Raw genomic sequence first — 24,661 nt, 5'->3', positions numbered from 1 at the left:
TCCTGGTTTTAATTTTATCTACTCATCAATAAAATCAATGGTTAAGTCTACTCTTAGTAAGGTCATTAATTTTCTTGGTTGGCCGTTTACTTTTAGTAATTGCATATTCACGCCACGTTGCTCAATCCGCTTGAATAAGAACACCATTGCACCTATACCTGACGAATCAATAAACTCTGTCTTATTGAAATTTAGTACAATGTTGTCCTGATGTGTATTCGCAAGTGAATCAAATTGTTCTCTATATCTGTCTACAGACATACCTGAAAAGTCACTTGGTAGTTCTACAATGATTTTGTCGTCGATTACTTCTGTTGGTAGTTGCTGATACATGATAGTTATCCTCTTGTTAGGTTTATCTTTAACTATCAAGTTGAATGCCAAACTTTAAAGCATTGAAATAAAAGAATTTAAAAGGTGATGAATTTTAGTTTTCGCATATTGCAATTGGCGAAACAGTAAACAATTGCAAAATGCGAGTCACTTGTGAATTAAGAATTGGATATACGCGAAAGTCTCAATCGAAAGGGAAAAAAGCCAAGTAAGAACTTGGCTTGGATTTATATCAAAGCGACAATTTATATAGATTACTTCCCTTTCCCCATAAGCACGACTTGAATGGTTTTAACTAAAATGCTCATCTCTGTTCTGTACCAAGATGAAAAGCTAGACAATGACAGAGCATAAGCATAATCCCAGGCAATTTTTCTTCTTACACCTTCAATATTTTCATCGTAGCCGTTCATTACTTGCGCTAAACCTGAAATACCCGGTTTTAATTGATAAGTACGGTGCGTGAAGTAAGGTACGTTTTCTTCTAAGTTTTTATAAAATACTGGACGTTCAGGGCGCGGACCGATTAAAGACATTTCACCTTTTAATACATTCCATAATTGTGGTAATTCATCTAAACGTGTCTTTCTTAGAAAACGACCCACACGTGTGATCCTAGGATCGTTATCAGAAGCCCATACAGCGCCACTGCGCGCTTCTGCATCAATATACATACTTCTCAACTTATAAACGTAAATTAAGCTTACAAAGTTGTCTGTAGACTCGCCAACTCTTAGTTGTTTGTAGATGATGCCCCCTTTTGAATCTAGCTTAATGGCAATGGCTACAAGTAAAAGAATAGGTGCAGTTAGTACCAGACCAACTGAAGCGCCAATGACATCGATAATGCGCTTGGTAATTAAAATGCGTTTTTGCTCTGAGTTAATTTTTTTAGGCACACGAGACCAACTTTGTTTATAGACACCTTTATGAAATTGTACGATTCCGTATAAACCCACTAGATAACTAAACAACATATAATTCACAGAGTCGATTACAGATAGCTTAAAGCTGAACAGTCCACGGATTTTAGCTAAACCAATCAAGTTGGTTATTAGTAACCCCATTGCAGCAACCGAATATAACCCCCCTACCAATAGAGCCTGGCTGATTAAAGAAATATAAAGCACAGCGATACAAATCGGCATGACACCTCTTAGCCCTTTGCTAGAAGTAAAAATAAGTTTTTGCCACATGTTAAAAGATCCGAACTTCTTAACTAGCAAGCCAAGTTGTTGCCAGTTTCCTGCACAAATACGAACACGGCGTGTATAGTCTTTGTCTAGCGCGTCTTCTTCCATCTCAACCATGTTTATGTCTTCTGAGATTGCAATCACGTGCTCTTTATCAACTGCTTGCACCGCTTGAATGAAGTCGTCATTAATGGTGCCTTCATCGAGAGGTTTAACTAAGTGACTTTTAATTGCAAGTAAAGAGCCCGAAACACCATTGACCGCGCCAAAGATACTTTCATCTAAACGCGTTTTGTTTTGCAGTGCCCAGTAGCCGCTCTGTTCATTGTTAGCTTGGTCATATACTTGATATAAGCCTGAAACAACGGCAACTTTCTTATCTGCCATCTTGCACGCGACTTCTTGAAAAGCGTTTATACTTAGCATGGCGCTCACATCAGAAAACAGCACCACATCATAATCACTGCTGTATAAGTTAATGAGATGATTGATTGCGTTTAACTTGCCTTTATTCTCATCAAACACATCGATATGACAAAATATGTTTTGTTCAGCAAGTCTATCTAGTGCTGGGGTTGCACACGCCAATGTGTCATCGGTGCAACCATCTAGCACAAGGTGAATGGCAATTTTTTCATTCGGGTAAATTTGACTGGCGATATTGATGAGCTTGTCATAAATATAAGCTTGCTCATTATGAGCTGCCATGAATACCGCAATTTTTGGCTGATACGCTTTAATACAATCGCTTTGCAAATTGCGACGCTGTTTGTATTTTGCAACAACACTAAGTGCCAAAGGGTACACCCCATGGTGATAGATCACTAAACCGATACAGGTGATGAGAATGATATCCATGGTATTCATAACTTACTCCTAGCTTTTTATGCTTTCATATAAGTAGTCATAACGTTTTGTCATTTTTTTCGAACAACCAAGCTCTAAAGCATGTGCTCTGACCTTAGTGCCTTTTTGTAATGATAAACCTCTCTGTATAGCATCTGGCAAATAATGGGCCATATTTACATTTAGTAAAATACCACTTTGTTTGCTCACAATTTCTTTAACGCCCCCAACATCAGAAGCAATGACAGGAATGTTACAGGCCATGGCTTCAAGCAAGGTAAGCGGTAAACCTTCACGCTCTGAAAATAAACAAAAAACATCAATAGCAGAATAAAACAGCGGCATAGCATCGACTTTACCGAGCCAATGAATTCTATCTTGTAGTGACTTTTCTATACCGTATTTAGTGTAAAACTCACGTTGACTGCCATCTCCCGCAAAAACAAGGTGAACGTGGTCTGGCAAAGATTTAAGACTATCAATTAAGGCTATATGACCTTTCCCCTTCTCGACTCTTGCAGCACAGCCAACCAGTTTAATACCGCTTGGTAAACCTAAGCGACAACGAGCAAGATACTTGGAAAAAGGTCTGAAAAGCTGAGTGTCTATGCCGTTGTGCACCACATAATCCGCTTTAATAGAGGTTTGATGTGTCAGTTCAGATGCCACCGCATTGGCGTCTGTCACTATGGTGACTTTAGTCAGACTATGAACTAACTTAGTCAACAAACGTTGTTTAAAGCTATTTAAATACCAAGCATCATGCATTGTGTGAATGTGTTTAACATGTGGTCTGTGCATTTTGACCATGGCACCGTAAAATAGAGGACCAACATGATGACTATGAATAGTATCAATGCCCCACTCGTCAATGAGTTTGATGAGCTTTTTAACTGTTTGGTAAGAAATACCAGGTTGTTTATCTAAACATTCAAAATTTGAAAGCTCTTTTAACGCTGGCCACGCTGATAACGCGCGATTTGTTGAACCCTCAAGGGCAACTAAAGCCATTTTATTTGAGAACTTACTTTGCTGACACAGGGTAAGAACCATTTTCTCTAAGCCACCTACAAGTGGATGCTGAATTAGCTGTAGTACGTTATTCATAAGAACTCCTCGATGCTTCAATGATGATCTCTCGTTCAAACTCTTGATGAACTATCGGCATGACGGTCAGTACTGGTTGCTCTGTTAGATGGGCCACTGTCTTCATGTCTTTAATGCGTGTATCAAGTAGTGCATAGACAAATACAAGTGCTATGCCACAAAATAGCCCAAGGACAATACCAAGGACGACACTGATCCATAATGGGTTATTAATTGGCACGCTAGGGCTATAAGCACGTTCAATTGTCTTAACTTTATCTGGGCCTTCGTAGCGAACAAGCTGACCCGTGACCTTAGACATTTCATAACGCTCTAACATATCTTTGTAGAGATTTTGTTTTACTTCTAAATCACGTTGCAATTTGCGAAGCTTTTTATCTATGTCAGTAGTACTACTTAAACGGGCTGCAATAAGTCGAATTTGCTCGTCTAACATATCTAACTCTTGTTGGTGTTGAGCCAAACTATTCTTAGCTTCTTCGAGCGTTAATAGTTGAGAGACCAACAAGGCGTTATTTTGTTTTTCTCCATCTTGGGGCAAGGTATTGGCGATTTGCCAAAGCGAATCTAGGTCCGTTGAATCAATTGATTGGTGTTTTTCGCTTATGGTTTGCTTATGCGCTTTTAGGTTTTCAAGCTCTTTTAATTTAGCCTGTAATTTGCTGTGCTTATCGGTATAACGAGTTCTTAAAAGTGCAATTTCAGCCTCAGTACGAAGAATTTTATCTTCAATATGACCTAGAATTGGGTTTGCTTTACTCATTTTCTTTGCAAGCGTATTAAACTTGGCCTGCGCCCCACTGAGTACCACGGTTTTCATTTGCTTTTGCTGTTCAAGGCGTGACATGGTTTCCTGGTTCACACTCATCAGCTCTGGTAAAGCATCTCGGTTATCTGCTTTAAATTGTGCTAATTGATCTTCCGACTTTTCAAGCTCTGTTCTCATTAGCTCAAGTTGATCTAAAAAGAATTGCTCTGAGGTATCTAAAGACGATTTAGTGGGTGCTAGTAGTCGCTCGATAAACTTTTCAACAACAAGCTCTAGAATTGGTTTCATTTGCGCTTGGTTGTTCCATTTAAAGCTTATTTTTACAAGTTCATCACCAACGACTGAGATAGAAATTGCCTGGCCTAACTTCTGACGCATTTGCTCAACTTCTCTAATCGGTGCACCCTCAGGGACTAATTGCATTTCTTCAACAATTTCAGCTAAATTATTTCTACTCAATACCAAAGTGCGTAGTGCATCTATGCGCTCTGATAGCTCGAATGAAAAAGACAATTCATCTAGATAAGGATTTAATAGCGCTGATTCTTCAATCAGGATACTGGCGTGATTGGTATATTGCTTTTCAGCCGTTGCACTCAAGCCTATGACAATGATTGGTACTATGATAAAAGGCAGCAAAACTAACTGATAGCGTTCATACACGGCGTATAACGCTAAATACAGTAGTCTTTTAATTTGAGCTTGTGCCAATATCATACAATTCATCCGTTTTGCATTTTGCAAAGCAAAATTGAACCCGCTTGCAAAATGTCAGTTAAAAACAAAGATTTCATATCTTTGTTATGAACAGTCGCAAGAAAAGAACCAACTTTAAAAATAGAATGGAATTTTATATTTGAAAGATACTAAGGACTGCATACCAACCCACTAATAATTAATGCGCTTTAATTCAGTGGGTTGGTATGAAAGTTTTTGCACTCTGATAGAACAAATTGGGCTTTATGATCCCAGCTATGGCGTTTAACTAAATCACTCGAATGAGATTTCCAAGCGATTTGTGGGAAATGATTTATGGCAACGGCAATATCAAGTCGGTTCAAAAAACCTTCTGCAGAATTGGATATTAAAACCGCGTCTTGAAATCGTCTTACTGCAGGGAAATCGGTTGCCACAATCGGCACTCCTGCAGCTAAATACTCTTTCAGCTTTAATGGATCGCATGACTGAATTTGACCATTGTCTTTAAAAGGCAAAATTGAAGCTTGCCAGTGCTGTGAAAAACCAGCTAATTTTTTGTGGTCAATTGCTTGATGATGCGTGACATTATTCAGGCAAAGTAATTTTGAAATATCTACCTCAGCTTTACCAACCAATACAAATTGGTATTCAGGCCTTTGTCTCGCGCAGTACTCGAGTAAATCTATATCTAACCAGCTTGAAATAGAACCATAAAAGCCAATGACATTATTCTTACCTAATAATTCATTTGCTTTGGGCTTTGGCTGATTAAACAAGTTAAAATCGACACCATGTTCAAGTAGTTGTGTTTTATGTGCCGGCATCTTTCGCATCAACTTATCACTGATCACAAAGATCCTATCAGCTTTTTCAATTAATCCTTTTTCAAACGCTTCAACCATTTGGTGATCAACGCCTGCAAGCGATGAAAAATCATCACCACAATAATAAATAAGCTTGTCTTGCGGTCTTAGCTTAATTGCATTGATGGCGGTGGCGACACTTAACCAATAAATTATTGGCTCTTCGTTTGATGTATCGATTAATTGATTTATTTTGAATGAGTTAAATGCTGAACACAGTGTATTATCATGCCATGGCAACACCAATGGGTTCTGCACTTTGGGAGAATGTGATGTATCTACTTGATTTGCTTTATCATGTGTTTTGCTTGCATGAATAAACTTATCTTTTATCATCAAAGAAAGCTTTGTAACAATGCGATTCATGTCTTTTAAATTTAATCTTGGCTTTCTCATACCAATTGAATTAAACCAAATGACATCATGCTCTTTTGCAATCCGCGTAAAAAGGTGCTGTGTGCTGCTTGGGTGACTGCCCCAATCTTCAGCGAAAACGACAAAACGCATGATAACCTCCTATAAAGCTCTGATGACTTTAGCGGGATTGCCACCTGCTAGTGTGAATGGTGGTACATCCTTAGTGACAACAGAGTTAGCAGCAATAATGGCACCTTCACCAATTGTCACACCAGCGATGATGGTTGAGCCTGTACCAACCCATGCGCCTTTTTTAACTATGATGTCACCTACTTGGTCGTCGGTGTCTGGTAAACCTTGTGCGCGTAACTCACAATCAACGGGGTGACCAGGAAATCCGGCGAGAAAAATCTTCCCTGCAAAACGAACATCGTCTTCAATAATGACTTTGCTGCCAACCGAAATCGCATTTTGCCACCCAATGTCGACATTGTTACCTATACGGAGCTCTGGGGTTTGTTTAGATACCGCACGACCGCAAAATGTTGTAATACCAGACATACGTACATCGTCACCAACAGAAATCTCTAGTGGTCCAAAAATTTGCGGCATACCGCAAAATAATGAGAGTCTTTTTTTGCTACCACTTACTCGAGATTTAAACATGGGTGTGAAATAAAAGAATTGCGTTGCAGAATGCAAAAGGTTTTGCATAAAGCGATGAATAGCATAAAGGCCTTTGTGAAATAGAGGGATCACTGGGAATTCGATATGTCTAATACCAAATACAAGTTTACGAACTAATTTACCGAGTTGAGAATTATCTGTTTTAACCCAATTTTTCAATGCAATATACATAACTTACCCCTTGTCATCTTCCTCTTTCGTCAATAAACGCTCTAGTGCAATTGTTAACGAAAGTACTATGTATAAAGGCCAAGTGAAGGCTTGTGTTAAAAATGTACCTGACACCATAAAACCAAATAGTCCAGCTTGAAGAATATGAACATTAACAAGCAGCGATTCTTTGTTCTTACTTTTGCAGTACAAATTACTCCGTCTTAAACTTTTAAATATGGATACTATGAGCATCACAAAAAGTATTAGACCTACAAACCCCATTTCACCTAAAACCTGAAACCATGTACTGTGTACTGCATGATTCTTGCCATCCCAATGTGGACTATAGAAAAAATAATTTACGTAGAAATTACTGATCCCGACCCCGGTAAATGGGTTAGATAATGCCATGTTAATTGCAGCCTGCCATGCATAGATACGCCCCATCGCTGACGCATCAACGCCTTCTTCGGCTGCACCACCACTTTGTCTATCACTTATGCCTGCAACCGCTAATAAGAACAGCCCTGCTACAGCGCCTATGCCACCAAGCACAATAGGATTTTTAATTCTTTTTGAAATAAAAAATCCCATAATGGTTAATATACCCAGTAAGCCACCACGGCTTTGCGTTGCGATTATTCCCCAGCACATAAGCAACATGCCTAGTAATGCAAGGAACCTGAAAAAAGGTTTATTATTTGAGTTGAAAACTTCGCCAGCAAAAAATGCCACAGGAAAAAGTAACACTAAAGATAAGTCGTTTGGATCACCGATCTGTGAACGATATTCTCGAGATATTGTCACCCGAGTGCCTTCAATAAGACCAATACCATTAAGTTTGTTGTAAATGGCGACACCGGCTAATAGTGCGCCAGAGATCATTATACCTATACGGGTATAAGTCATAAGCTTTGCGGTATTAATGAGCCAACTAATAACGAACACCATCAAGAATACTTTTGATAAGGTGCCTGTGTACATCGACATCGCCTCTGAGCGGTTAGTTGCCATAAATACACAAACAGTGATCCAGAAAAAGAAGATGGTGAACATGGCATGACAAGTATGCCAAAAAGGTTTGAGTTTCAAGCTAATGAATAAATGCCAGACAATGCCAAGCATGGCAGCCAGAGCCAACATTTTTGGAATTTTGAAGTTATATAGAACAGGAAATGCCTCGTGGAGTCTGAAATAACTAAATAAGATAAACAGTATGACAAAGGCTGTACTTGCTTTTATTGTGCTGTAAAGAGCAAAGGGCAAAAGCAGCAAGGCAAAAACTGATATAACCCCAAACGTGGTGTACAAAACATACGTCAACATACACAACATGGCGGCAGCAGACCAATATTGTAATTTTTGATTCTTACTTTGGTTTATATCCATATTGCTACCCTCTTAGAAGATGCATGACTTGTTTACGTTGAATAAAGCCAACACTTAAAACAATCAGGCAAGCACTTGCAAAAAGTATCAATGCATACAACTGATAATGGGAAACTAGCAATGTCTGCGCCACTAACAGGCTTATCATGCAAATCAAATATTTGTATTTATAAGGTAAGGTTACCAATATTTGACTTCTGATTAAGAACATCAAACTACGGATCGTATGAACTGCAATGAGTACATAGAGCATTATGAATAAATCATAATATTTTAAACTCAAGTAGCAGCCTAAAATGGCAAGCACAGCACAAAACCCATTTATGATGGGTGCTGCCTGTGCATTGTTTTTGTAATAACAACCAAGATTGAGTAATTCAGATATAGTTTTAATAAAGAAAACAACGCATAACCAAGGTAGTATTTTTTTAGATTCTGCATATTCGTTAGGCAGCAGTAAATCAATCATAAATGGTCCTAGCGTCATCATGGTTATCACTATGAGTAGCGCATACGCTAAACCATAGAGTGGGATATCAGCTGCTTTTTGCTCATTATTTTGAAACGTATTGAATCGTTGTGGAAACCACCACAGTCTGAATGGCTCGAATGCGATAGAAGTTACAAGCGCAAATTGTGTTGCAACAAAATACATAGCGAGTGTTTCTTTGCCCTGAAACGACACTAAAAACCAGTTTTCCGCGCCATTTAAACCATAAGCGAATAAAGAAGATAAAGTAATAGAAAGAATATAAAGGCCATGTTCATTCGTTATGTTTGTTCCACCCTTTTCGTTTACAGGGATAAAGGCTCTATATTTCCAAGTTAGAAAAAAGAGAATAAACCATACAACTGCAGCGCCAGAGAACATCACGCCAACAACACCGTACCCTGCTTCTAGTAAAAGCAATGTCAAAATGGCTTGCAACACTCCTTGTGATACAGAGGTAAACATAAATGCTTTTGCTTTGCCGTGTATCCTCAATATTGCAAGTGGTAGTGCCAACACCACACTGCCCCCTAGATTTATGAATAGCAGTCTTAATGCCTCATTCGACACCTGAGTTGGTAGTAGTGTTACTAAGATATCAACAAAGAAAATTGCTAATATGAAACAGAAACAAGCGCTACAAAGTGCAATTTTTAAGCATGATTTGTAAAATCGTAAGCGCTGTGAATTATTTTTAATTGAATTGAATCTATATAACAATTCACTAAGACCAAGAGACAAAACGATACTCAACATACTGGCAATACTGACTAGGAAATTCAGCATGCCGTAATCAGATACACTCAGATAGCGAGTCATTATCGGCATCATAACCAAGCTAATGCCTTTAAGGCTCAAAATTGCCAACCCATAGTAAAGTATGTTTGTCGTCTTATTCATGATTAAGCCTGCTGTATCCAATTTGAAAGTTGCTTGGCTTGTTTAAATGCATCAAATTTTTCAAGTACACGCGCTCTAGCTGCAAGACGCATTTTAGCTCTCTGTTCTTTACTTAAATGCACATATTGATTAATTGCGCGTGTTAAAGCTTGTGTGTTACGACTTTCGACAAGATAACCCACTGAATCATCGACTATCTCAGCACACCCCATCACATCACAGGTGATCACAGGCAAAGACATAGCCATGGCTTCTTTTAGAACGACTGGACCCGTATCTTTGTCACCGTTTTCAGCAATACAAAATGGCGCTAAGAATCCATCATAATGCTTTGCCATGCATCTAATATCTTGTGGTTTTTTTGCACCTAAGAACTGAATATAGTCATTGAGTCCCATTTCATCGACTTGATACTCTAAAGCACTTCTAAGCGGCCCATCTCCCACAATGTCTAGTTTTGGTCTGATCTCAACAGGTAGGTTAGCAAGTGCACTGATCGCATAACTGAGCCCTTTTTTTTCTACTAACCGCCCAACAAAAAGAAGTTTAACTTCTTTATTAGCTTGTAGTGTGTCGGGTTGGAATATTTCAGTATCTACACCACAGTGCAGCAACTTTGCTTTGGAAGGAGAAAATCGATGTAACAATTTAAGCATGTCTTCGCATACCGCAACGCAAAAGTCACATTCATGTACTTTTGCTTCTAAATCCGCACTGTTTACATAGATATCATGACCATGACCAATTGATGACACACTGATATTGGCAAGTTTTGCTGCAACCACTCCATATGCCAAACTGTTATGCATAAAGTGACAATGAATATGCTCGATTTGGTTTACTTTTATTATTTGCGCTGCTTTAGTCGCGAAGAATAATAATGAGGTAGTGCTAATTGCACTTTGTCTCACTGATGCCTTAATGCCTTTAGCTATTAAAGCAAAAGGCAGTTCAGTGAGGTTAAATACTGTGTCTATTAGATGCGTTTTTTTTAAAACATGCACATCACAAGGCAACTCAATGTCGTTGTCACATTGCTCAAAAGTAATAACAGATACTTTATGACCTGCTCTTTGTAATGCTTTGATCTCTGTAATTACAAATGTCTCAGAAGGTACGGGAAAGCTTGGGACCATAATTGCGATATGTTTCATTTTTAAAACTCCACCATAAGATATGGTTAACTACCGCAATCTCTGTGCCGCTTAAAAAGTATCTCTAATTGCAAATAACCATCTTGATTTTGCAATTTTTTTGCATTTTGCAACGCAATATCACAAATACGACTAAAAAAGGCACTTTAAAGGCTGGAACAAAGCTTGCCGTATCTAATGCAAATATGAATTGGAGATACGATTATGCAACCAGATGTCAGTGTGATAATTCCGAATTACAATTGCTTAGAGTTTTTACCTAAAGCCATTGATTCTGTAATGATGCAAAATGGTGTTAATTGCGAAATCATTATTGTAGATGATGGTTCAACAGATGGTTCTGTAGACTGGCTTTTAAAGCAACAAGTCAGAAATCCTCAGATCCGTTTAATCACACAAGCTAATCAAGGTGTAATCGCAGCAAGAAATCGCGCGATTAAGCCTGCAAGCGCGCCATACATCGCCTTTTTAGACGCTGATGACTTTTGGTATAAAGATAAATTAGAGAAACAAATTAACTATTTAAAAGCCAACCCTAATTGCGGGTTATCTTTTACAAACTATGACCATCTCACTATGGATTATGAATACATCATTGATTGTTATGGTTATTGGCCCGAGTTTTCGAAATATAAAAATAAGAGCCAAGGCAACTATGTAAATTTAGATGACGCAGTCAACTTTCTACTTACAACTAATGTCATCGGTACGTCTTGCGTTGTAGTTAGAAAATCTACAATCTTAGAAGCAGGTGGTTTTGACCCAAGCCTCAGAAGCGCCAGCGATTGGGATTGCTGGTTGAGAATTGCCCTTATTAGCGACATTGCATATACCGCAGACAACACCATGGGCTACTTGATGAGACCTAATTCAATCACTTCTAACAGACAAAAACGCTTAGATGCCATTGAAGACATCATCAACCGAATTGGGCAACACGAAACAGTCTCTGAAAAAGCCAAAGAGCATGCTCAGGCTTGGTTATTAGAGTCATATGGTGAAATGTATCGTGAAAATCATAACTACTTAAACTCAATGAAGTTTTCACTTAAAGCATGGCGTCTATACCCACACATGAGACACATAAAACAATGCGCCCATGATTTAAAAGCGCTATGCAAGCACAGTCTAAGTTTGTCTGTTTAGATTTTTTATTCTAGCATTTATATAGATACTCAGGTATCTGAACACTAAGGAGTTATTATGGCACACATATTACTAGTAGATGATGAGCCTGAAGTACTAAACGCCATTAGTCGAGTACTAAGAAAAGATTATAAAATCAGTAAGGCCAATGGAGCACATGAAGCGCTCAAACTTATAGCTGACAACGAATTCGATATTATTTTGTCAGATATCAGAATGCCTAATATGGATGGTATCGAGTTACTGACTCAAATAAAACGAACGAACCCAGAAATTGCCAGAGTCTTACTATCAGGTTATTCGGATATGGATGCATGTCAAAAAGCCATAGAAGATGAAGTGGCAAGTATCATTTTGACAAAGCCTTGGGATAACTTTGAGTTAAAAAACATCCTCAAGATAACGCTTAAAGCTCAGCAACTTGAAATTGAAAATAATCAGTTAAAAGCCCAGCTCAGAGCGCAAATCGCGTAATATAAAATAAGCCCCTATTAAAAGGGGCTTATTACTTTTGCTTTCTAATTATCTAGATTTTAAGTCGTTGCAGTTTGTTTGCTACTGTTACCCATAACTCTTTCAACAAGCATGTAATTCACTGGTACCAACACCAAAGTGATCAAAGTAGCAAATACAATCCCAAACCCGAGTGATACTGCCATAGGGATCAAAAACTGTGCTTGAGTTTGTTGCTCGAATAACAAAGGCATCAAACCAAAAAATGTTGTGATGCTGGTTAACATTACAGGTCTAAAACGCGCAACACCCGCATGCAATACCGCCGTATCGACAGATTTGCCCTGCTGCTTTTGCTTGTTTATATAATCCACCAAGACCAATGAGTCATTTACTACCACACCAATAAGCGCCAACATACCCAATAAGCTCATAATGGTTAAATCCATGCCCATGATCCAGTGACCTATTACCGCGCCTATCATGCCAAATGGGATAACGCTCATCACAATGAGTGGCTGTATGTATGATTTAAAAGGAATAGCTAATAGCGCGTAGATGATGAAGAATACAAATATTAACGCCCAGCCAAGTGAACCAAAAGATTCTCTTTGCTCTTTCGCTTCACCTTCTAATGAGTGATTAATCCCCGGATACTGTGCAACAAGATTATCTAAATAGACTTTTAGTTCTTGCTGTAACACCGTCATATTTGTGTTGTTCTTCTCAACATCCGCCACAACATTTACTGTACGGTATCTATCAATACGATAAATCGTTGAAGGGCTCTGTCCTGGTATGAGCTCGGCAACATGATTTAGCGGTACGACTCCACCATTAGGTACTTTTATAAGTAACTCATTTAGCGTTGTCAGCTTGCTTCTTTCTTCAAGCGGCAAACGCACCATGACTCTGACATCATCTCTTCCGCGCTGAATACGTTGCACTTGCGCTCCAAAAAAAGCACTTCTAATTTGCCTTGAGATTTCCGTGCGTGTTAAGCCTAAAGCTTCGCCTTGCTCCGTTAATTCAACTCTTAATTCATCTTTACCGTCACTAAGACTATCTGAAATATCAAATATGGTTGGATAAGTAGCTAGATGTGTTTTGATCTTTTCAGCAGCCTCTTTTAACTGAGTTAAAGAGGCACCTGTTAATTGCACATCAATCGGATCGCTAGAACGGCCGATTTCGGCTCTGAAAGTAAAAGATTCAGCTCCCGGTATCACACCAATCAGTTGACGCCACTCTCTAACAAGTTGTCTTGAATCTATATCTAGATTTCTAGACTCAGGTGGCGTAATTTCAAAGCGTACACCACCAACATTACTTGCGCCGCCTCTACCTCCTGTGGTCGCTAGTATATGGATGACGATACTTTCACCTGTTTCTGGATCTATATATTTGTCTTTTAGAACTTGAGCCTTATCAGCCATTAAATCGATATATTTTGCCGTCACATCAAATGGAGTACCAGCAGGCATAGTTAAATTTGCTCTGACTGTCTCGCTCGGAATACGAGGGAAGAAAATGAATTTAGTCCACCCAGTCATAATAAGTGTCAGAATGACAAAGAACACGCCAATAAAGCCTACCAGTGTCGCTAACTTATATTTCAATGCTTTTTTGAGCACAGGTTGGTAGTTCTTTAAAATAAACTGTTCAAAACCGTCGGCAAATCTTTGCTGGAATAAGCTGAACTTAATGACGCTTTGTTTCTCATTTCTTAGTTTTAAATATTTAAGGTGTGCAGGTAAGACGAATTTAGACTCAACAAGCGACATTAATAAAACAGGGATAACAACCACAGGTATTTGTGCGAATAATGCTCCACGATTTCCCTCTATGAAGGCCAAAGGTAAGAAGGCTGCGACTGTGGTCAATACACCAAATGTAACCGGTGTAGCCACCTCTTGTGTACCGCGTATCGCTGCCATTTCGCCGCTTTCTGAAGTTTTAAGGTGGGTATAGACGTTTTCTCCAGTCACAATGGCATCATCAACGACAATCCCGAGCACAAGAATGAAACCGAATAAGCTCATTATATTAAGGCTAATGCCAAAAATCGGCATCGCGATAAACGCCCCCATAAACGAAATAGGAATGCCAATGAATACCCAAAACGCAATTGAAGGACGCAAAAATAAAGTAAGAAGCGCAAGAACTAAGATCCCCCCTTGGATGGCATTAGACGTTAAGGTTGCAATTCGATTTTTTACTATCACCGAATCGTCATCCCAATAACTCATTTCAAAGCCAACCGGAAGATTTTCCTGAGCATCACTGATGTAGTTTTTAACTTTATCAGCGACATCAATGGCACTTTGATCGCCAATGCGGTAAACCTCAATAAATGCAGCTTGTTTGCCATCGAAACGAGTTCTAACCGGTGTTTCTTCAAAGCCATCAAGGATAGTTGCAATGTCTTTTAAACGAATTATTGAGCCATCACTGTTGGTTTTGATTGCAATGTTTTCAAATTCGTTCTTTCTGTAAGCTTGTCCTTTAGAGCGAAGTAATATGTCACCACCTGATGATTTAAGATTACCTGCCGAAATATCCGTACTTGAACTGGCAATTAAATTAGAGATCTGAGCAATAGTTAAATTGTATTGTCTAAGCTTATCTTGGCTGATTTCGATGGCAATTTCGTAATTACGTACCCCATCTAGTTCAACTTGTGTCACACCAGGAATACGTAAAATGTCATCTCTGACTTGCTCAGCAAATTCTCTGGTTTCAAGCTCACTGTAATCAGAAGAAATCGTGACATTGATGACATCTCTTCTGCGCTGGGCAAGCGATACAATCGGTTTTTCTGCATCAGCAGGAAAAGTGTTAATTGCATCTACACGGCTTTTTATGTCTGCCAACATTTCTCGTGGGTCGTAGCCAGATTCAATTTCGACGGTCACACTCGCTGAGTTCTCAGAGGAGCGAGACGTGATGCGTTTGATCCCTTCTAAATCTTGAACCGACTCTTCAATACGAATAGCAATGCCTTGCTCGACATCTTCAGGGGTTGCACCACGTAAGCTCATTGAAATGCTGATGCGATCGGTTTCAAATGACGGAAAGATCTCTAAAGGAATCTTATTTGAGAGTGAAAACAAACCTGCAAATAAAATTGCAATCATTAAAAGGTTTGCCGCCACATGATTTCGCGTAAACCAAGCTATCATGTGTTTTCTCCGTTATCTGCATCACGTTCCTTTTTACTTTTATCTCGTTTTCTTTCACCTTTATTATGACCCTTGTCGTCACCAATTAGAGTAACAGGTGTGCCTGAACTAACTTGACCAAGCGGAGTTGTGATCAAGGTATCTCCGAGCTTAAGGCCATTTTGCACTAAAGTGATAGATTCGTTTTGCCAGTCATAATCAATATTAACGCGTTTTAATAAATTACCTTTTTGTAGCACATAAACATAAGTGCCTTGATAAATGGCTTCGTTAGGTATCAATAAAGCATTGTTAATCGTTTTACCTTTGATTGTCGCATTGACGTACTGACCGATTTTAATGGCATTTTTAGTTGAATCGAATGGCGATAAGATTTGAGCAACAACATAGAGCTGCTGAGAATTATTATCTATGGCGCTTTCTGTTCTTACTAACTTACCGCGCCACTTTTGCTGACCAATTAAGTTAGAAGTAAATAGCACTTCTGTGTCTACAGCATTACTTTGCCCAAATCGATTTTGCTCAGGTAAATCTATATAAGCGAGATCTCGGTTATTGATTGGTAGACGGACCTCAACATAATCTGTCGCATAGATATCAGCAAGTTGAGTATTACCATTGACGACCTGACCAACATCGACTTTCTTCGACAAAATTCGACCTGCATAAGGTGCAATGATTTTTGTACGTTCGAGAGAGAGTTTTGCTTTATCTAATTTTGCTTTGGCCGATAACACATTAGCTTGCTGAGCGGCTAGTTGGGGTTTTCTTAAAACCAGATCGTTTGCTTCTGAGCCATCACCGAGTCTTTGCCAATCAGCTAGAGCTTGTTTACTTCTGGCCTGCTCTTCTAGTAATGATTGCTCTGCATTCAGTAATGCAGCTTTGGCAATATCGACTTCAGCTTGGTAATCCCTTTGATCAATTTTTACAAGCAACTCACCTTTTTCGAAAAACCCGCCATCACGGAAACTGTCACTGATATAACTGACTTGCCCAGAGACTTGAGCAACAAGCACACTTTGAGTTCGTGGTTTCACAACTCCAAAACTGGCGATAGATACTTGAAAGTCTTGGCTTACAATTTTTTTTCCTTCAACCAAAATTTTTGCACTTGCTTGTGGGCGGCCTCTTTCATTACTTGGTTTATTATTAACGATAAGCAGTATGATCATGGCACTAATAACAACCACCAATATCGGTAGTACAGCCTTTTTTAAATTTGTTTTACGATCATTCATTATTGTACTTCCTGAGAATCGATTAGGTATTTACCACCAATTGCTTGGTAAAGAGAAAAACGATTTTGTAATAATTGGTTATTAAGAGAAATGAAATTACTTTGCGCATCAAAACTTCGCTTCTGCGCATCTAATACTGTGGTATAACTGACGAGCCCTTTTTGGTATTGCTCAAAAGATAATATCGCGGCAAGTTTGGCGTTTTCAGATGAGTGTTTTAATTTCTCAAGTCTGGCAATAAGCGTTTGCTCGTTAGCCAAACTGTTTTCAATGTCTTTAAAAGTCGAATTAACATCCTCTAAATAACTCAGCTCAAGGCTCTTTAAGGTTAGCCTTTGTTTTTCTTCATTGGCAGCAAGTCTCCCTGCATTAAAAATTGGCGCTGTAATACCAGCTAAGAAATTCCAACCGATTTGATCGAATCGGATTACATCAGAAAACTTTTCATCCGATGAATCAACACTCAAAGACAAATTAAAACTTGGGAAGCGCTGTTTGTGTGCATAAGCCAATGCTGCATCTTGGGCTAATAATTTGAACCAAGCAGATTGAATAGCCGGCTTTTGTTTGATCACCTCGCTTGGCAGACCAAGCGAATTAAGTGAGCTCAATTCTGGAAAATCAGCATCAGTAATTACATTAGCATCAGGATATTCGGCCAACAAAGTTTTGAGGTTACGTTGTAAACGCTTATTACTGTTTTGCAATTCAAATAATTTAGCTTGCTCGTTATTTAGTTCCGTTCTTGCCAAGTACACGTCGAGCGCACTGTTTAAGCCTTGTCTGTAACCCTTTTCTATAATATCAACGCTTTGTTTAGTGAGTTCTGCTCGTTCTTTTTGCAATTTGATTTGTTGTTCTGATTCAACCAAAGAGAACCAAGATTTAGATACGCTTGTGACTAAATTGATTAGCTGTTGTTCGTAGCCTGCAAGTGCTGATAGATAATTTAGATTAGCTTGACGACTATTGGCACTGAGCTTTCCCCAAACATCAAGTTCATACTTCAAATCAAAGCCGATACCATAACTTGATGATGTACTATCTTGGCTTGCTTGTTTTCTTTTGCTGTAATCGAAACTAGATGAAAGACTTGGTAAAAAGTTTGCATCTGCAATAATGAGTTGTTGCTTTGCAATGTCTAATTCTAATCGTGCTTTACGAATTGAACGATTATTGGAAATTGATTGCACTATTAGCGTGTGTAAGTGCATATTTTTATTGATTTCTTGCCAGCTGTCAGAGGCTTTTCCATCAGACTCATATTCGAACCAATTATTCGGCACGTTGTCTTGAGGTAATTTATTTGATTCGAATGTCGAATTACATCCAGCTAAAGCTGCACATATTATCAACACAAGGCATTTCTTTTGCATCTTTGAACCTATTAATTCATGTCCATTTTAAAGTCTATATTTGAAGAAATCTGTCAACAATCATCTTTACAAAGACTTACATTGAACTGTTAAGGCTGAATACGTTATAAACGCTAATTTAGTTTTGATGCTTTGATTATAGAAATAGAAGAGAATATTTTGAGAAAAGCGCGATGCGCTTTTCTGTTAAAAGATTGAAAGGTATAAAATTGAAATAATCGAGACCAGCATAGTTGAGAATGTGAGTAACATACCTGATACACGAAACTTTAAATTTTCTTTGATTTGAGAAACACCATAAGCATGAAGTACTCGTCCAATTAAAAGCGCTGTGCCAAGACAATGCACAAGAATAAAATGCCCTTTTAGTAATTCAACTGATAAAATTAATATCAAAGTGATTGGCACGTATTCAGAAAAATTAGCATGCACACGCATGGCTCTTAGCAATTCTGGGTTGTCTCCTGTACCAACACCGATTTGTAATCTTTTTCTGACTTTGATCGTTTTAAAACTTAAGAACAAAAATAATATCGCCAATAAGGCAACGTAAATTGGGGTGATCATCTTGATTCCTTTTTTTGTTGTTTTCTTTCATCGCAAGTATTCATAATTACTTGTTTTTCATTATCAGACAATGAATTCCACTTTAAAATTTCATCTAAGGTTCTAAAGCAACCAACACAAACATCATTCTGATCCAAGCAGCATTGCCGGATACAAGGTGATTCTATGTTTGAAGGTTTTTCATTGCTCATGTTTAAAAGCCTATAAAAAAGGCCCCGTATGGAGCCTTAATAATTAAACTAAATTGTTTTCTGTATGTTTCACTTCATCTTTCATTAAAAAGCTCAACAAAACAGGAACCAGGATCAGAGTAAAAATTGTTGAGACAACAAGTCCTCCAACAACGACCGCCCCTAGCCCACGATATAATTCACTCCCTGCCCCTGGCATTAATACTAGTGGTAACATGCCACCGACAGAGGTAAGCGTTGACATCATAATTGGTCTTACTCGGCTTTCAACAGATGAACGTATTGCAAGCTGCCCGTTCATTCCGCGCTCTTTTTGGTTATTTAATGCTTGGTGCACAATTAGAATCGCATTGTTTACAACCACACCTGCCAAAATTACAAAGCCAAGTAATGTGAGTACATCAAGGTTTTGAATTGGTGTGTATCGATCAAATACACTTGCCCAATGCACAGCACTTAAGCCCATAAATCCGCCTAATGTTGCCAGCGGTACTGTAACCAAAATAACCAGTGGATACTTCCAGTTTTGAAACAGGATTACCATTACCAAATAAACCACAAACATAGCTAAGAACATGCTCGAACTTAAAGTACCAAATAAGCTGCCGTCACCTAACAATGCATTTTTTAGGTCCGCTAGTTTACCCGCACTGCCCGCCATATTTACATCAACATACTGAGACATCGCACCTTGGCTTTTTAATTCGCTCACCATAGCGTTAACCGAGTTAATGGCTTGTTCAAGTGGCATACCTGCTGGTGGTGTAAATTGCAGAGTAATCGCCCTTTGTCTAGCAACGTGTTTTATTTGGTCTGCTGTCTGAGTTCGCTCTACAAGTGCAATAGACTGAAGATCGATTACAGCGGAACCAGGTGTGGCAATGGGTAATTGCATTAAAGATTCAATTGGATAATCTGATTGTTGAGCTTGCGTGACCACTTTGAGATCTTTTAGCTCTCCACCTATGGCAAAGCTGTTCATTAGTATCACACCATCACCATTTGTTTGTACAGCTAAACCCAGATCTCTTCGGGACATATTTAGTTCAGCCAAACGCTCATCTAATGGTTTAATACTTAACTCAGGGGTCGGTAAAATGAAATTAGCAGGCTCAGGAATGGTTGCATAAGGACCATAAGTACCAATCAATTTAAATAACAAGGCTGTCGCGCTTTGCGTTATTTGCTCTAAGTCATCTCCTACCAAATCAATTTGAATGGCTGACCCCGTTGTACCACCAGTGCTGAACAGAGGAAACTGAAAAGCAAAACCGATAACATCCGGCGCGTTTACGCCCATCAAAGTTTGGTTAAGGAAATCAACTGAATCGACAGTTTTGATAGGGTCTTGTGGAATAAGGCCGTGCAAAACTTGCCCACCCATTGCCACTAAGAAGTAATGATCAACTTTTGGCGCATCTATCATAGAGCCATCCATTAATTGAATAGTAGGTCTATCAGCTTCGGTTGCGCGTTCACCTTGTCTCAAATATTGCTCGGCTTGATATTTATCTTCCGTTAGCTCCCAAGCAGGACGTAGCTTTTGTTCGATTCGGTCGCCAATTTCTGATATTTGATCTAAGTTGTAGCCAGGTGGTGGTACCATAAAGCCAAATGCAAAGTTACGGTTACCTTTAGGCAAGTAATCTAATGGCGGAATTAAAATTGCGATACCAGCAAGTGTGATAACGGCAAAGCTTGAAATTACAATTAATTTACGTTTTGTTGTTTCTGTCAGATAAGTAAATATTGCACCAATTGTTTCAGGGAGTTTTGCCGCTTTTGTCTCAACCGCTTTAAACCATTTAAAGTTTATTTCTACTTGCTTAGACTCAGTACGCATTCTCAAAAAGTAGCTCCCTGCGACAGGAATAACTAAGATTGAAACAATAAAACTGATAAAAACCGCAGCCATTATGGCAAGCGAAATATCTCTGAAAAGCTGACCGGCACTATCGCTGATTGTCAAAATAGGAATAAACACCACGAGCGTTGTCATAGTTGAGGCAAATACCGCCCCAGCAACTTCTTGGGTCCCATCGACACTGGCTTTAAGAGGTCTTTTACCCATTTCAAGGTGTCTAAATATGTTTTCAATTACAACGATGGCGTTATCAACCACCATGCCTACCGCGAAAGCCATACCTGCCAAAGAGACAATATTGATAGATCGGCCAAGTGCAACTAAAACCACAACAGATGCAATAACAGAAATTGGGATAGCAATGGCAATTACGCCTATGGTTCTGAGTGAGCGTAAAAATAACAATAAAGTGAATACGGCTAACATGCCTCCAACGACAATATTGCTTTGTACAAGGTCAATGGCATTTTCTACATAAGTTGATGAATCCCATGTCAGAACTAGTTCAAATGTGCCGTTTATGCCAAGTTTTTTCGCATGTTGCTCAAGCATCCCCCCCGGTTTATTAAGTTCAGCCATTTCTGCTTTTAAGGCATTCATGGCTTCGAGCAGGTTCGCACCGCGAGTTAACTGAAAATTAAAAAATGGCATTTTTACGCCACGGGCTCTCACCCAATCAGTCATATCTTTATAATCAATGACAACCTCAGCAACATCGCTGATATACACAGGGCCATTGTTATCTCTGCGTAATACAATGTTTTTAACTTCAGACACATCACTGAAACGACCATGGGCTTTAACACGAATATCATTTTTACCATCAGGAAGTCTGCCTCCTGAGTAGCTTGTGTTGCTCAGTTGTATGGCATCAACAAGTTGGCTGTAAGTCACACCGAAGTTTGCCAGTTTAACTGGATCTACTCTGATCTGAAGCTCCTGCTCACGCGCGCCCATCATGCCGACTTTAGATATGCCTTTGATGTTTTCAAGACGAGGTCTTAATCGTCTTTCCATAAAGTCATATAATGTCGTATTGTCAAAGTTCGGATCGGTTGCAGCCAAGCCTACCCATGCAATGTAATCAACAGACATGGGATCAACGCCTTCAACCGTTGGCTGAGAGACTCCCATTGGATATGCTGGTACTTCATTAAGTTTTTGCACCACTTCAGCTTGCGCTTTATTAATGTCAGTGCCAGTTTCAAACTCTAATCTAAGTTGTGCCGCTGAGTTTTGACTAATACTGGTTAACGAAACTAAACCCGTGACATCAGAAAGCACTTTCTCTTGTTCAATAACAACATCAGATTCAATTTCTTCTGGACTAGCGTTCTCCCAAAATGTACGCACACTAACGACAACCGAGTCGACGGTTGGGGTCATTTGCACAGGGACTTTTGTGAATGCCAATATGCCTGCAAGCACTGACAGAATAACGGCAACCACAACTGAAATTGGTTGTTTAACCGCAGCTTTAACTACATTCATAAATATCCTTTTTAGTTCACATTTTCTGAAACAGACTGTGAACTGACTTGCGTGTCTGGTACAGCCACAACAGGACCTGGCATTAACCGCTCATTCCCCTCTGTCACCACTTTATCGCCATTTACTAACACGGCACTATCAATAGCAACCCAACCAGAACTATGAAACTTAACTTTTACAGGCACTGATTGCGCAGACTGCTTGTCTCCGTCAGTATTCACTTTATAAACAAAATAACTACCACCACGTTGGATTAAGGCATCTTTTGGTACCATCAATGTTGACGATTTTGCATTTGTAGCAAGCCAAGCACTGACGGACATACCAGGCATAAACCCAGGATGGCTAATTTCAGCAATGACTTTAAAAGTACGCGCTCTAGAGTCAATTTGATTGATGACTTTCACTTTATTTGAGGTCGCTAACGCACTAGCACTTTGCAATGGAACTGATAACGCCTCACTATGCTTAAGGTGAGAAAGTCGTTCAGGTACATCAAGCCATGCTTCTAGTTTATCGAAAGAAGTGACTGTAAATGCTGTATCACCTGCTGATAGCCATTGCCCTAGTTCAGCGTGACGCGCTACAACTTGGCCACTAAATGGCGCAAATAACTGTGTGTCAGAAAGCTTTACGTTTGCAAGTGTTAGGCTTGCCTTCACTGCATCCACGTTCTGCTTCGCTGCTAACATATTCGCTTTCGCAGAGTTAGCATCTGCACGGCTTCTTTCAAGCTGCTGTTTAGATACCGCATTATTTTTTTGTGAAGTTAAATAAGCTTGATAGTCACTTTGCGCTCGTTCAAATTCGGCTTCGGCGGCTTTTAAGTTTTCTTTAGCTGCAGCATGCTCTGCACGCAATTGGTCAACTTGCGCTTTAAGGCGTCTATCATCAATTTTTAGAAGTTGATCACCTTTTTTAACGTAATCGCCGTCATTGACCAACACTTGTGTAACCAAACCTGATTCACTGATGGCAATATTAGCTGTCTGGTAAGCTTTTAGCGTTCCGACTACTCGGATCTGCTCTTGCTCTTCTTTCTCTAGTACTTCGCTATAACGTACCACTTGTGCATGGACGTTTGAGATAAACATTAACGATAAAAACAAGAGCGACTTAGTCAGTCGTTTTTTTCTAAAAAATAAGTTTGCCATTAGGGTTCCTTGTAAATACACCAGTTTTGGCAACTGAACTCAGTACTGCTATGCAGCATTACATCGCTATAAATAAAAGTAGCAAATATGTGATTTGTACACTTGTACTAAGTATAGAATGAAATAAATTATTGGTTTTTTGGTGGGTTAATTTGATAACTCATTATCAAGCCTCTTTATTATTCTAATGAATGGTTAAAAAATCAACCTAATTTTCGTTTGTATTCTTTTTAAATATAGGTGTTAGAATATTAAAAACAAAAAGTTAAGTATCTGATATGGACTATTTAAATATCAACAAAGCAACATGGGATAAAAGAACGGATATTCACCTTGAGTCTTCATTCTACGATGTTAAATCTTTTATTAATGGTAAATGTAGCCTGAACCCGCTTGAGAAAGAATTACTTGGTTCTGTCGAATCTCTAGATTTACTTCACTTACAATGTCACTTTGGCCAAGACACGCTTTCACTTACTCGACTGGGAGCAAAAACAACCGGTGTTGATTTATCAACTAAAGCAATTGATGCTGCAAAGCGGCTTTCCTCTGAGCTTCGCCTCGATGCCAACTTTATTTGTGATGACATAGTTCAATTTGGCGAAAAAAATGACAAGCAATTTGACGTAGTTTATACATCTTACGGCGTCTTGTGTTGGTTACCTGACTTGAGTCAATGGGCAAAGACCATTTCAAATGCATTAAAAACTGGTGGTAAATTTGTATTGGTTGAGTTTCACCCATTGAATGATCTACTAGCAGGCTATGATTATTTTGAAAAATCGTCTGCTGATATAGAAAAAGAAGGTACTTATACTGAAAACTGCGATGGTAAAGAATCTACTATTGTAACTTGGTCACACTCTGTTAGTGATGTGATCCAAGCCCTAATTAACGCTGGACTTGAAATAAAGCAATATATTGAATCACCTTACTCCCCTTATGATTGTGAGCAAAATTTGCAGCATATAGACGGTAAAGGGTTTATAAAACACCATAAAGGTAAGTTGATCCCGAAAATTTATGCCATACAGGCTATCAAAAAATAAGAATAAA

At 38.9% G+C, this 24,661-nt stretch carries 19 protein-coding genes; 3 read left to right on the top strand and 16 right to left on the bottom strand.

From position 1 onward, the window contains the following. Positions 1 to 18: 18 nt before the first annotated feature. From ACH784_RS08655 to ACH784_RS08615, 9 genes are all read right to left on the bottom strand, one after another. Positions 19 to 333, bottom strand: coding sequence for an STAS domain-containing protein (locus ACH784_RS08655; protein WP_138478822.1), 315 nt, complete (start codon positions 331 to 333; stop codon positions 19 to 21). Between the two features lie 254 nt (positions 334 to 587). Then, positions 588 to 2,393 (bottom strand): sugar transferase, encoded by a 1,806-nt coding sequence (locus tag ACH784_RS08650; protein WP_404395071.1) that lies wholly within the window; start codon positions 2,391 to 2,393, stop codon positions 588 to 590. Positions 2,394 to 2,402: 9 nt separating this feature from the next. Beyond that, on the bottom strand, positions 2,403 to 3,479 hold the full coding sequence (locus ACH784_RS08645) for a glycosyltransferase (RefSeq protein ID WP_404395069.1): 1,077 nt from the start codon (positions 3,477 to 3,479) through the stop codon (positions 2,403 to 2,405). Beyond that, the gene (locus tag ACH784_RS08640; protein ID WP_404395067.1) at positions 3,472 to 4,974 is read right to left on the bottom strand and encodes a GumC family protein; all 1,503 of its coding nucleotides are present in this window, start codon (positions 4,972 to 4,974) and stop codon (positions 3,472 to 3,474) included. Before ACH784_RS08640 ends, ACH784_RS08645 begins: the two co-directional genes overlap by 8 nt. 179 nt (positions 4,975 to 5,153) lie before the next feature. Then, positions 5,154 to 6,317, bottom strand: coding sequence for a glycosyltransferase family 1 protein (locus ACH784_RS08635; RefSeq protein ID WP_404395065.1), 1,164 nt, complete (start codon positions 6,315 to 6,317; stop codon positions 5,154 to 5,156). Positions 6,318 to 6,326: 9 nt separating this feature from the next. Next, positions 6,327 to 7,025, bottom strand: a complete 699-nt coding sequence (locus ACH784_RS08630; protein WP_404395063.1) for an acyltransferase — start codon at positions 7,023 to 7,025, stop codon at positions 6,327 to 6,329. Between the two features lie 3 nt (positions 7,026 to 7,028). Then, complete coding sequence (locus ACH784_RS08625) at positions 7,029 to 8,396, bottom strand: O-antigen ligase family protein (protein WP_404395061.1); 1,368 nt, start codon at positions 8,394 to 8,396, stop codon at positions 7,029 to 7,031. A 4-nt stretch (positions 8,397 to 8,400) separates the two neighbouring features. Continuing rightward, a complete protein-coding gene (locus ACH784_RS08620; protein WP_404395060.1) occupies positions 8,401 to 9,786 on the bottom strand; it encodes a lipopolysaccharide biosynthesis protein in 1,386 nt (461 codons plus the stop codon). Positions 9,787 to 9,788: 2 nt separating this feature from the next. Further along, positions 9,789 to 10,940 carry a glycosyltransferase gene (locus ACH784_RS08615; RefSeq protein WP_404395058.1) on the bottom strand — a complete coding sequence of 384 codons (1,152 nt, stop codon included), beginning with the start codon at positions 10,938 to 10,940 and terminating at the stop codon, positions 9,789 to 9,791. Between the two features lie 204 nt (positions 10,941 to 11,144). Here ACH784_RS08615 and ACH784_RS08610 point away from each other — a divergent pair, with 204 nt between their 5' ends. Next, positions 11,145 to 12,086 (top strand): glycosyltransferase family 2 protein, encoded by a 942-nt coding sequence (locus ACH784_RS08610; protein WP_404395057.1) that lies wholly within the window; start codon positions 11,145 to 11,147, stop codon positions 12,084 to 12,086. Between the two features lie 57 nt (positions 12,087 to 12,143). Further along, positions 12,144 to 12,560 (top strand): response regulator, encoded by a 417-nt coding sequence (locus ACH784_RS08605; RefSeq protein WP_138478808.1) that lies wholly within the window; start codon positions 12,144 to 12,146, stop codon positions 12,558 to 12,560. Between the two features lie 59 nt (positions 12,561 to 12,619). Here the strand turns inward: ACH784_RS08605 and ACH784_RS08600 are convergent, their stop codons facing one another. From ACH784_RS08600 to ACH784_RS08570, 7 genes are all read right to left on the bottom strand, one after another. Further along, on the bottom strand, positions 12,620 to 15,721 hold the full coding sequence (locus ACH784_RS08600) for an efflux RND transporter permease subunit (RefSeq protein ID WP_404395056.1): 3,102 nt from the start codon (positions 15,719 to 15,721) through the stop codon (positions 12,620 to 12,622). After that, positions 15,718 to 16,962 carry an efflux RND transporter periplasmic adaptor subunit gene (locus ACH784_RS08595; protein ID WP_404395054.1) on the bottom strand — a complete coding sequence of 415 codons (1,245 nt, stop codon included), beginning with the start codon at positions 16,960 to 16,962 and terminating at the stop codon, positions 15,718 to 15,720. Before ACH784_RS08595 ends, ACH784_RS08600 begins: the two co-directional genes overlap by 4 nt. After that, the gene (locus ACH784_RS08590) at positions 16,962 to 18,338 is read right to left on the bottom strand and encodes a TolC family protein (RefSeq protein ID WP_404395052.1); all 1,377 of its coding nucleotides are present in this window, start codon (positions 18,336 to 18,338) and stop codon (positions 16,962 to 16,964) included. The genes ACH784_RS08595 and ACH784_RS08590 overlap by 1 nt, the downstream gene beginning before the upstream one ends. A gap of 186 nt (positions 18,339 to 18,524) precedes the next feature. After that, positions 18,525 to 18,905 (bottom strand): MAPEG family protein, encoded by a 381-nt coding sequence (locus ACH784_RS08585; RefSeq protein WP_404395051.1) that lies wholly within the window; start codon positions 18,903 to 18,905, stop codon positions 18,525 to 18,527. Further along, entirely contained in the window at positions 18,902 to 19,096 is a 195-nt protein-coding gene (locus ACH784_RS08580; RefSeq protein ID WP_404395049.1) for a DUF1289 domain-containing protein, read from the bottom strand. The genes ACH784_RS08585 and ACH784_RS08580 overlap by 4 nt, the downstream gene beginning before the upstream one ends. 43 nt (positions 19,097 to 19,139) lie before the next feature. Next, positions 19,140 to 22,451, bottom strand: a complete 3,312-nt coding sequence (locus tag ACH784_RS08575; protein ID WP_404395048.1) for an efflux RND transporter permease subunit — start codon at positions 22,449 to 22,451, stop codon at positions 19,140 to 19,142. Positions 22,452 to 22,462: 11 nt separating this feature from the next. Beyond that, positions 22,463 to 23,605 (bottom strand): efflux RND transporter periplasmic adaptor subunit, encoded by a 1,143-nt coding sequence (locus ACH784_RS08570; RefSeq protein ID WP_404395046.1) that lies wholly within the window; start codon positions 23,603 to 23,605, stop codon positions 22,463 to 22,465. Between the two features lie 278 nt (positions 23,606 to 23,883). Between ACH784_RS08570 and ACH784_RS08565 the strand changes: the two genes are divergently transcribed. Beyond that, positions 23,884 to 24,654, top strand: a complete 771-nt coding sequence (locus ACH784_RS08565) for a class I SAM-dependent methyltransferase (protein ID WP_404395044.1) — start codon at positions 23,884 to 23,886, stop codon at positions 24,652 to 24,654. Positions 24,655 to 24,661 lie beyond the last annotated feature (7 nt).

This window comes from Pseudoalteromonas phenolica (genome assembly GCF_044788725.1).
GTDB lineage: Bacteria > Pseudomonadota > Gammaproteobacteria > Enterobacterales > Alteromonadaceae > Pseudoalteromonas > Pseudoalteromonas phenolica_C.
Note: the sequence above shows the minus strand (reverse complement) of the source record. Positions and strands in the feature narration are given on the sequence as shown.

Coding starts and splice junctions, on each gene's coding strand:
- ACH784_RS08565 (WP_404395044.1), top strand. CDS start 23,884: ATGGACTATTTAAATATCAACAAAGCAACATGGGATAAAAGAACGGAT.
- ACH784_RS08615 (WP_404395058.1), bottom strand. CDS start 10,940: ATGAAACATATCGCAATTATGGTCCCAAGCTTTCCCGTACCTTCTGAG.
- ACH784_RS08595 (WP_404395054.1), bottom strand. CDS start 16,962: ATGAATGATCGTAAAACAAATTTAAAAAAGGCTGTACTACCGATATTG.
- ACH784_RS08570 (WP_404395046.1), bottom strand. CDS start 23,605: ATGGCAAACTTATTTTTTAGAAAAAAACGACTGACTAAGTCGCTCTTG.
- ACH784_RS08585 (WP_404395051.1), bottom strand. CDS start 18,905: ATGATCACCCCAATTTACGTTGCCTTATTGGCGATATTATTTTTGTTC.
- ACH784_RS08575 (WP_404395048.1), bottom strand. CDS start 22,451: ATGAATGTAGTTAAAGCTGCGGTTAAACAACCAATTTCAGTTGTGGTT.
- ACH784_RS08635 (WP_404395065.1), bottom strand. CDS start 6,317: ATGCGTTTTGTCGTTTTCGCTGAAGATTGGGGCAGTCACCCAAGCAGC.
- ACH784_RS08610 (WP_404395057.1), top strand. CDS start 11,145: ATGCAACCAGATGTCAGTGTGATAATTCCGAATTACAATTGCTTAGAG.
- ACH784_RS08590 (WP_404395052.1), bottom strand. CDS start 18,338: ATGCAAAAGAAATGCCTTGTGTTGATAATATGTGCAGCTTTAGCTGGA.
- ACH784_RS08655 (WP_138478822.1), bottom strand. CDS start 333: ATGTATCAGCAACTACCAACAGAAGTAATCGACGACAAAATCATTGTA.
- ACH784_RS08605 (WP_138478808.1), top strand. CDS start 12,144: ATGGCACACATATTACTAGTAGATGATGAGCCTGAAGTACTAAACGCC.
- ACH784_RS08630 (WP_404395063.1), bottom strand. CDS start 7,025: ATGTATATTGCATTGAAAAATTGGGTTAAAACAGATAATTCTCAACTC.
- ACH784_RS08580 (WP_404395049.1), bottom strand. CDS start 19,096: ATGAGCAATGAAAAACCTTCAAACATAGAATCACCTTGTATCCGGCAA.
- ACH784_RS08620 (WP_404395060.1), bottom strand. CDS start 9,786: ATGAATAAGACGACAAACATACTTTACTATGGGTTGGCAATTTTGAGC.
- ACH784_RS08640 (WP_404395067.1), bottom strand. CDS start 4,974: ATGAATTGTATGATATTGGCACAAGCTCAAATTAAAAGACTACTGTAT.
- ACH784_RS08650 (WP_404395071.1), bottom strand. CDS start 2,393: ATGAATACCATGGATATCATTCTCATCACCTGTATCGGTTTAGTGATC.
- ACH784_RS08600 (WP_404395056.1), bottom strand. CDS start 15,721: ATGATAGCTTGGTTTACGCGAAATCATGTGGCGGCAAACCTTTTAATG.
- ACH784_RS08645 (WP_404395069.1), bottom strand. CDS start 3,479: ATGAATAACGTACTACAGCTAATTCAGCATCCACTTGTAGGTGGCTTA.
- ACH784_RS08625 (WP_404395061.1), bottom strand. CDS start 8,396: ATGGATATAAACCAAAGTAAGAATCAAAAATTACAATATTGGTCTGCT.